Origin of the sequence: Streptococcus sp. 1621, assembly GCF_013276615.1 — a bacterium.
Taxonomy (GTDB): Bacteria; Bacillota; Bacilli; order Lactobacillales; family Streptococcaceae; genus Streptococcus.
Genome location: NZ_VMLJ01000011.1, coordinates 102,019 through 109,524, shown reverse-complemented (window position 1 = coordinate 109,524; position 7,506 = coordinate 102,019). Strand labels below are relative to the sequence as shown.

Below are 7,506 nucleotides of genomic sequence, written 5' to 3'. Positions count from 1 at the left end.
TTGATTTTCATTGAGTATTGGCCTCAGGTTTCCATTTGCAATCAGAAAGGGATGTTATGTCCATTATTCAAAAACTTTGGTGGTTTTTCAAGTTAGAAAAACGCCGTTATCTAGTCGGGATTGTGGCCCTGGTCTTGGTTTCCGTTCTCAATCTAATTCCCCCCATGGTCATGGGGCGGGTTATTGATGCCATTACATCGGGGCAATTAAGCCAGCAGGCCCTTCTTCTTGACCTATTTTATTTGCTTCTTGCAGCCTTTGGGATGTACTATCTGCGCTATGTTTGGCGTATGTATATTCTTGGGACTTCCTACCGTCTGGGACAGATTATGCGCTCTCGCTTATTTGAGCATTTCACAGAAATGTCTCCAGCTTTTTATCAGACCTATCGGACGGGGGACCTGATGGCACACGCAACCAACGATATCAATGCCTTAACCCGTCTCGCAGGGGGCGGTGTTATGTCTGCGGTGGATGCCTCTATCACGGCTTTAGTGACCTTGATGACCATGCTCTTTAGCATTTCATGGCAGATGACCTTGGTTGCCATTCTTCCCCTGCCTTTCATGGCTTATGCGACCAGTCGTTTGGGTAGAAAGACTCATAAGGCTTTTGGAGAGTCGCAGGCTGCCTTTTCTGAACTCAATAACAAGGTACAGGAGTCTGTATCAGGTATTAAAGTGACCAAGTCTTTCGGTTATCAGGCGGACGAGCTCAAGTCCTTTCAGGCAGTAAATGAATTGACCTTTCAAAAGAACCTACAAACCATGAAATACGATAGTCTCTTTGACCCTATGGTTCTCTTATTTGTTGGTTCCTCCTATGTTTTAACCCTCTTGGTCGGCTCCTTGATGGTTCAGAAAGGGCAAATCACGGTTGGGAATCTAGTTACCTTTATCAGCTACTTGGATATGCTAGTTTGGCCTCTTATGGCCATCGGCTTCCTCTTTAATATTACTCAGCGAGGGAAGGTTTCCTATCAGCGAATTGAGGAACTTTTGTCTCAGAAATCACCTGTACAAGACCCTGAGTTTCCTTTAGATGGTATCGAAAATGGGCGTTTGGAGTACGCTATTGACAGCTTTGCCTTTGAAAATGAGGAAACACTGACAAATGTTCACTTTAGTTTGGAAAAAGGGCAAACATTGGGCTTGGTTGGTCAGACAGGTTCTGGAAAAACGTCTCTAATCAAACTGCTCTTGCGTGAATACGATGTGGATAAGGGAGCCATTTACCTAAACGGTCATAATATTCGTGACTATCGTCTGACAGGTCTTCGTAGTCTTATGGGCTATGTTCCTCAGGACCAGTTCCTCTTTGCGACTTCGATTTTAGACAATATCCGCTTTGGCAATCCTAACTTGCCCCTTTCAGCGGTCGAGGAAGCGACCAAGCTAGCTCAAGTTTACCAAGATATTATAGCTATGCCCCAGGGATTTGATACGCTGATTGGTGAAAAGGGAGTCAGTCTTTCTGGAGGTCAAAAGCAGCGTCTGGCCATGAGTCGGGCGATGATTTTAGATCCAGATATCTTGATTTTGGATGATTCTTTGTCAGCTGTGGATGCCAAGACAGAGTATGCGATTATCGACAACCTCAAGGAGACGCGAAAGGACAAGACAACCATTATTACGGCTCATCGCCTCAGTGCGGTTGTCCATGCAGATTTGATTTTAGTCCTGCAAAATGGTCAAATCATCGAACGAGGCAGGCACGAAGACTTGCTAGCTTTGGATGGCTGGTATGCCCAAACCTACCAGTCTCAGCAGCTGGAAATGAAGGGAGAAGAAGATGCAGAATAAACAAGAACAATGGGCTGTATTGAAGCGCTTGATGTCCTATCTCAAGCCTTATGGACTCCTGACTTTTTTGGCACTCAGTTTTCTCCTAGCAACGACGGTCATCAAAAGTGTCATTCCCCTTGTGGCTTCCCACTTTATTGACCAGTATCTCAGCAATCTTAACCAACTGGCCATTACCGTTTTGCTGGCCTACTATGGCCTTTATATCCTACAAACTGTAGTTCAGTATGTCGGTAATCTTCTCTTTGCGTGCGTGTCTTACAGTATTGTTAGGGATATTCGTCGCGATGCCTTTGCCAATACGGAAAAACTGGGTATGTCTTACTTTGACAAGACGCCAGCAGGCTCCATCGTCTCTCGTTTGACAAATGACACCGAGACCATCAGCGATATGTTTTCAGGAATTTTATCTAGCTTTATCTCAGCAGTTTTCATCTTTCTGACAACTCTTTATACCATGTTGGTGTTGGATTTTCGTTTGACAGCACTAGTATTGCTCTTTCTCCCCTTGATTTTCCTTTTGGTCAATCTCTATCGGAAAAAATCAGTGAAAATCATTGAGAAAACCAGAAATCTCTTGTCAGACATCAATAGCAAGCTGGCAGAAAACATCGAGGGAATCAGGATTATCCAGGCCTTTAATCAAGAGAAGCGCCTGCAGGCGGAATTTGATGAGATCAACCGAGAACACTTGGTCTATGCCAACCGTTCTGTAGCCTTGGATGCCCTCTTTTTGAGACCTGCCATGAGTTTGTTAAAACTTCTAGGCTATGCTGTCTTGATGGCCTACTTTGGCTATCGTGGTCTTTCTATCGGGATAACGGCCGGGACCATGTATGCTTTTATCCAGTATATTAATCGTCTCTTTGACCCCCTGATTGAGGTGACGCAAAACTTTTCAACCTTGCAAACGTCTATGGTTTCTGCAGGTCGTGTCTTTGCCTTGATTGACGAGAGGACCTATGAGCCTCTTCAAGAAAATGGACAGGCCGAGATCAAAGAAGGCAATATCCGGTTTGAACATGTATGTTTCTCTTATGATGGAAAACATCCGATTCTGGATGACATTTCCTTCTCCGTTAACAAGGGTGAAACCATTGCCTTTGTGGGTCATACAGGTTCTGGGAAATCTTCGATTATCAATGTCCTCATGCGCTTTTATGAATTTCAATCAGGGAGAGTTCTCTTGGATGATGTGGATATCAGGAACTACAGTCAGGAAGAGTTGAGAAAAAACATCGGTCTGGTCTTGCAGGAACCCTTCCTCTATCATGGAACCATTAAGTCCAATATCGCCATGTACCAAGAAATCAGTGATGAGCAGGTCCAGGCTGCAGCTACCTTTGTCGACGCAGATTCCTTTATTCAAGAACTCCCTCAGGGTTATGATTCCCCTGTTTCTGAGCGTGGCTCCAGTTTTTCAACAGGTCAGCGTCAGCTTCTTGCCTTTGCCAGAACAGTCGCCAGTCAGCCTAAAATCCTGATTTTGGATGAAGCGACAGCTAATATTGACTCTGAAACAGAAAGTTTGGTTCAAGCATCGCTGGCTAAGATGAGACAGGGACGGACAACCATTGCCATTGCCCACCGCCTTTCTACCATCCAAGACGCCAACTGTATCTATGTTTTGGACAAGGGGCACATCATCGAGAGCGGAACCCATGAGGAACTTTTGGCCTTGGGTGGAACCTACCACAAGATGTATAGCTTGCAGGCAGGGGCCATGTCCTAATACTCGTTGATTTTCATTGAGCATAAGAAGGAAATCCTTCAAATTACAGATTTCTTTCACCGCCTTTTCCATTTTGTGGTATAATGAAAAATGTTGACAAATAGTATAATAAAAACAAAGGAGAAACAGCATGCTGAAATGGGAAGACTTGCCCGTGGAAATGAAATCAAGCGAGGTTGAGTCTTACTACCAGCTTGTCTCTAAAAGGAAGAGTTCGCTGATTTTCAAGCGTTGCTTGGATTGGGTTTTGGCCTTGGTTGTACTGGTTCTGACCTCTCCCATCTTTCTCATTTTGAGCGTTTGGATCAAGTTGGATAGCAAGGGGCCAGTGATTTACAAGCAAGAGCGCGTGACCCAGTACAATCGACCTTTCAAGATTTGGAAGTTCCGTACCATGGTGACGGATGCGGATAAAAAAGGGAGTCTGGTGACTTCTGCTAACGATAGCCGCATTACCAAGGTTGGCAATTTCATCCGTCGTGTGCGTTTGGACGAACTGCCTCAGTTGGTCAATGTTCTTAAAGGTGAGATGTCCTTTGTAGGGACGCGTCCTGAAGTGCCTCGTTACACAGAGCAGTATAGCCCTGAAATGATGGCGACCTTGCTCTTACCAGCAGGGATTACCTCTCCAGCCAGCATCAACTACAAGGATGAGGACACCATCATCAGTCAAATGACGGAGAAAGGTCTGTCAGTTGACCAGGCCTATGTTGAACATGTCCTTCCTGAAAAGATGCGCTATAACCTCGCCTATCTCCGAGAATTTAGTTTCTTTGGAGATATCAAAATCATGTTTCAAACCGTGTTTGAAGTGCTAAAATAAAGTAGTCATGAGAAAATGAGTACAGATAAAAGGAGCAAATCAATGCCAAATTACAATATTCCATTTTCACCACCCGATATTACGGAAGCAGAAATTGCTGAAGTAGCGGATACCCTGCGTTCTGGTTGGATCACAACAGGTCCTAAGACAAAAGAACTAGAGCGTCGCTTGTCTCAATATACACAGACGCCTAAGACTGTCTGTCTTAACTCTGCAACTGCCGCTCTTGAGTTGATTTTACGTGTGCTTGAAGTGGGACCTGGTGATGAGGTTATCGTTCCAGCCATGACCTATACAGCTTCATGTAGTGTCATCACTCACGTAGGAGCGACCCCTGTCATGGTGGATATTCAAGCAGATACGTTTGAAATGGACTATGACCTGCTTGAGCAAGCTATCACTGAGAAAACTAAGGTGATCATCCCAGTAGAGCTCGCAGGGATTGTTTGCGACTACGACCGTTTGTTCCAAGTTGTGGAGAAAAAACGTGATCTCTTTACCGCTTCAAGCAAGTGGCAAAAGGCCTTTAACCGTATTGTGATTGTCTCTGATAGTGCCCACGCTTTGGGATCTACTTATAAAGGGCAACCAGCTGGTTCTATTGCTGACTTTACCTCCTTCTCATTCCATGCCGTTAAGAATTTTACAACGGCAGAGGGTGGAAGTGCCACTTGGAAAGCCAATCCAGCGATTGACGACGAAGAGATGTACAAGGAATTCCAGATTCTGTCGCTTCACGGGCAAACTAAGGATGCCCTTGCTAAGATGCAACTGGGATCATGGGAATATGATATCGTCACACCAGCCTACAAGTGCAATATGACCGATATCATGGCGTCACTTGGTTTGGTACAATTGGATCGTTACTCTGGTTTGCTAGAACGTCGTAAGGACATTGTGGACCTCTATGATCGTGGTTTTGCAGGTTCTCGCATCCATCCTTTGGCACACAAGACTGAAACTGTCGAATCTTCACGTCACCTCTACATCACCCATGTAGAAGGAGCGAGTTTAGAAGAACGCAATCTTATCATCCAAGAATTGGCTAAAGCAGGAATTGCAAGCAATGTCCACTACAAACCGCTTCCGCTCTTGACAGCCTATAAGAATCTTGGCTTTGATATGGCGAATTATCCCAAGGCCTATGCCTTCTTTGAAAATGAAATTACGCTCCCTCTTCACACTAAATTAAGTGATGAAGAAGTGGACTATATCATTGAGACTTTCAAAACAGTTTCTGAAAAAGTGCTAACTTTATCAAAAAAATTGTAAAAAAGTCTTGACAAAGAAAAAACAAAGTATTAAAATAAACTCAACAAATCAGAAAAGTAACTATCTTTGATCTTCAGGGAGCCTGTGGTGATTGTGAACAGGTGGTTGGAAGTAGTGAAAGTGGGCTGATTTTAAAAATGAATTTGAAACAATGAAAATTCGGTGCGCACACCTTACAGTGCAACTTGTTGTTAGACAAGGTAGAGATGTAAAGGGGAATACTCCCTTTATAATTGAGGTGGCACCGCGTTACCAACGCCCTCACACAGAATTCAATCTGTGTGTGGGCTTTTTTCATATCTTGAAATCAATACTGAAAGAGGAAAAATTTTATGACAACTAAAGGTTATTTTGGACAATTTGGTGGTAGTTTTGTACCGGAGCCAATTCAGGCTTTGTTGGATGAGTTGGAAGTGACATTTGACAAGTACAAGGATGATCCAGAGTTTTTGGCAGAGTTTCGCCATTACTTGAAGGATTATTCAGGTCGGGAAACACCGCTTTATTTTGCAGAAAGTTTGACAGATCACTTAGGTGGGGCTAAGATTTATCTCAAGCGCGAAGATCTTAACCATCTGGGTTCTCACAAGCTTAATAACGTTTTAGGACAAATTCTTTTGGCTAAACGTATGGGCAAAAAACGTGTTATCGCAGAAACAGGAGCTGGTCAACACGGTGTTGCGACAGCAGCGGCTGCAGCCAAGTTTGGCATGGCCTGTGATGTCTACATGGGGGCAGAGGATGTGGAGCGTCAACGTCTCAATGTTTTCCGTATGGAGATGATGGGAGCAACTGTTCACGCAGTTGAAACTGGAACGCGTACCCTTAAGGATGCGGTTGATGCAGCCTTTGGAGCATGGATGAATGACCTTGAAGCCTTCTACGTTTTGGGATCTGCTGTAGGCCCTCATCCTTATCCTACAATTGTTCATGAATTACAAAAGATCATCAGTGAAGAATCTCGTCGTCAAATCTTAGAAAAAGAAGGACGCTTGCCAGATTACGTTATTGCCTGTGTAGGTGGTGGTTCCAATGCTATCGGTGCTTTTTCGCAGTATGTGGCTGATGAAGAAGTCAAATTGGTTGGGGTCGAAGCTGCTGGTCATGGACTTGATACAGACAAGCACGCAGCTACTATGACAAAAGGTAGTATCGGAATTGTCGACGGTATGAAGACCTATGCAGTCTTTAAGGAAGATGGAGAGCTGGCTCCAGTTTACTCTATCTCAGCTGGTTTGGACTATCCAGGGGTTGGCCCAGAACACGCTTACTTTAAAGATTCAGGTCGCGTGGAATATGTCGCTGCGACAGACGAAGAAGCTGTTCAAGCCTTGCTCCTCCTCAGCAAGACAGAAGGAATTATCCCAGCGATTGAAAGTTCGCATGCCATCGCAGAAGCAGTTAAACGTGCACCGAAACTAAGTAAAGACGACATTATCATCATCAATGTCTCTGGTCGTGGAGACAAGGACGTAGCTGCGATTGCAGACTACCTAGAAGCTAAAAAATAAAAGATGGAAAAATTACAGTCCTTTCTCTCACAGAGAGCTTGTGGTTGCTGGAAACAAGCAGAGAAAACTGTAAGGTTGGGTCCATCTGAAACAAGAGAAAAAAACATAATTCTCAAGGGAGTGCCCTTTATCGCACAGCCTGTTACAGGATTTTCTGAGACAGGAATGAGAGATAGGAGAAATCCTATAATTGAGGTGGCACCGCGAATTTCGTCCTCACGCAAGTTATTTTGCGTGGGGATTTTTATATGTCTATTATAGGTTCAGCTGTTTAGTTTTAAATTGTTGTTCATTATTAAATAGATTGCTACAAAAAATTTGCGAACGAAGTGAGCTTTTAAAAGATATTTCCCGCCATAGTGGTAT

At 44.0% G+C, this 7,506-nt stretch carries 5 protein-coding genes and 1 other annotated feature; all 5 genes read left to right on the top strand.

The annotated features are described in order from the left end of the window. Positions 1 to 56 precede the first annotated feature (56 nt). The 5 genes from HT697_RS02720 to trpB all read left to right on the top strand — a co-directional run bounded on the left by HT697_RS02720 (position 57) and on the right by trpB (position 7,140). The gene (locus HT697_RS02720) at positions 57 to 1,802 is read left to right on the top strand and encodes an ABC transporter transmembrane domain-containing protein (protein WP_164226059.1); all 1,746 of its coding nucleotides are present in this window, start codon (positions 57 to 59) and stop codon (positions 1,800 to 1,802) included. Next, positions 1,792 to 3,534: an ABC transporter ATP-binding protein gene (locus HT697_RS02715; RefSeq protein WP_164226060.1), complete on the top strand. Its 1,743-nt coding sequence runs from the start codon at positions 1,792 to 1,794 to the stop codon at positions 3,532 to 3,534. Before HT697_RS02720 ends, HT697_RS02715 begins: the two co-directional genes overlap by 11 nt. A gap of 130 nt (positions 3,535 to 3,664) precedes the next feature. Further along, entirely contained in the window at positions 3,665 to 4,357 is a 693-nt protein-coding gene (locus HT697_RS02710) for a sugar transferase (protein WP_164226061.1), read from the top strand. 42 nt (positions 4,358 to 4,399) lie between these two features. After that, the gene (locus tag HT697_RS02705) at positions 4,400 to 5,629 is read left to right on the top strand and encodes a DegT/DnrJ/EryC1/StrS aminotransferase family protein (RefSeq protein ID WP_166736605.1); all 1,230 of its coding nucleotides are present in this window, start codon (positions 4,400 to 4,402) and stop codon (positions 5,627 to 5,629) included. Between the two features lie 332 nt (positions 5,630 to 5,961). Then, a complete protein-coding gene (gene trpB / locus HT697_RS02700) occupies positions 5,962 to 7,140 on the top strand; it encodes a tryptophan synthase subunit beta (protein WP_173262028.1) in 1,179 nt (392 codons plus the stop codon). After that, positions 7,137 to 7,361: a binding site (T-box leader), on the top strand. (Overlaps the previous gene by 4 nt.) The last annotated feature ends 145 nt before the right edge of the window (positions 7,362 to 7,506 follow it).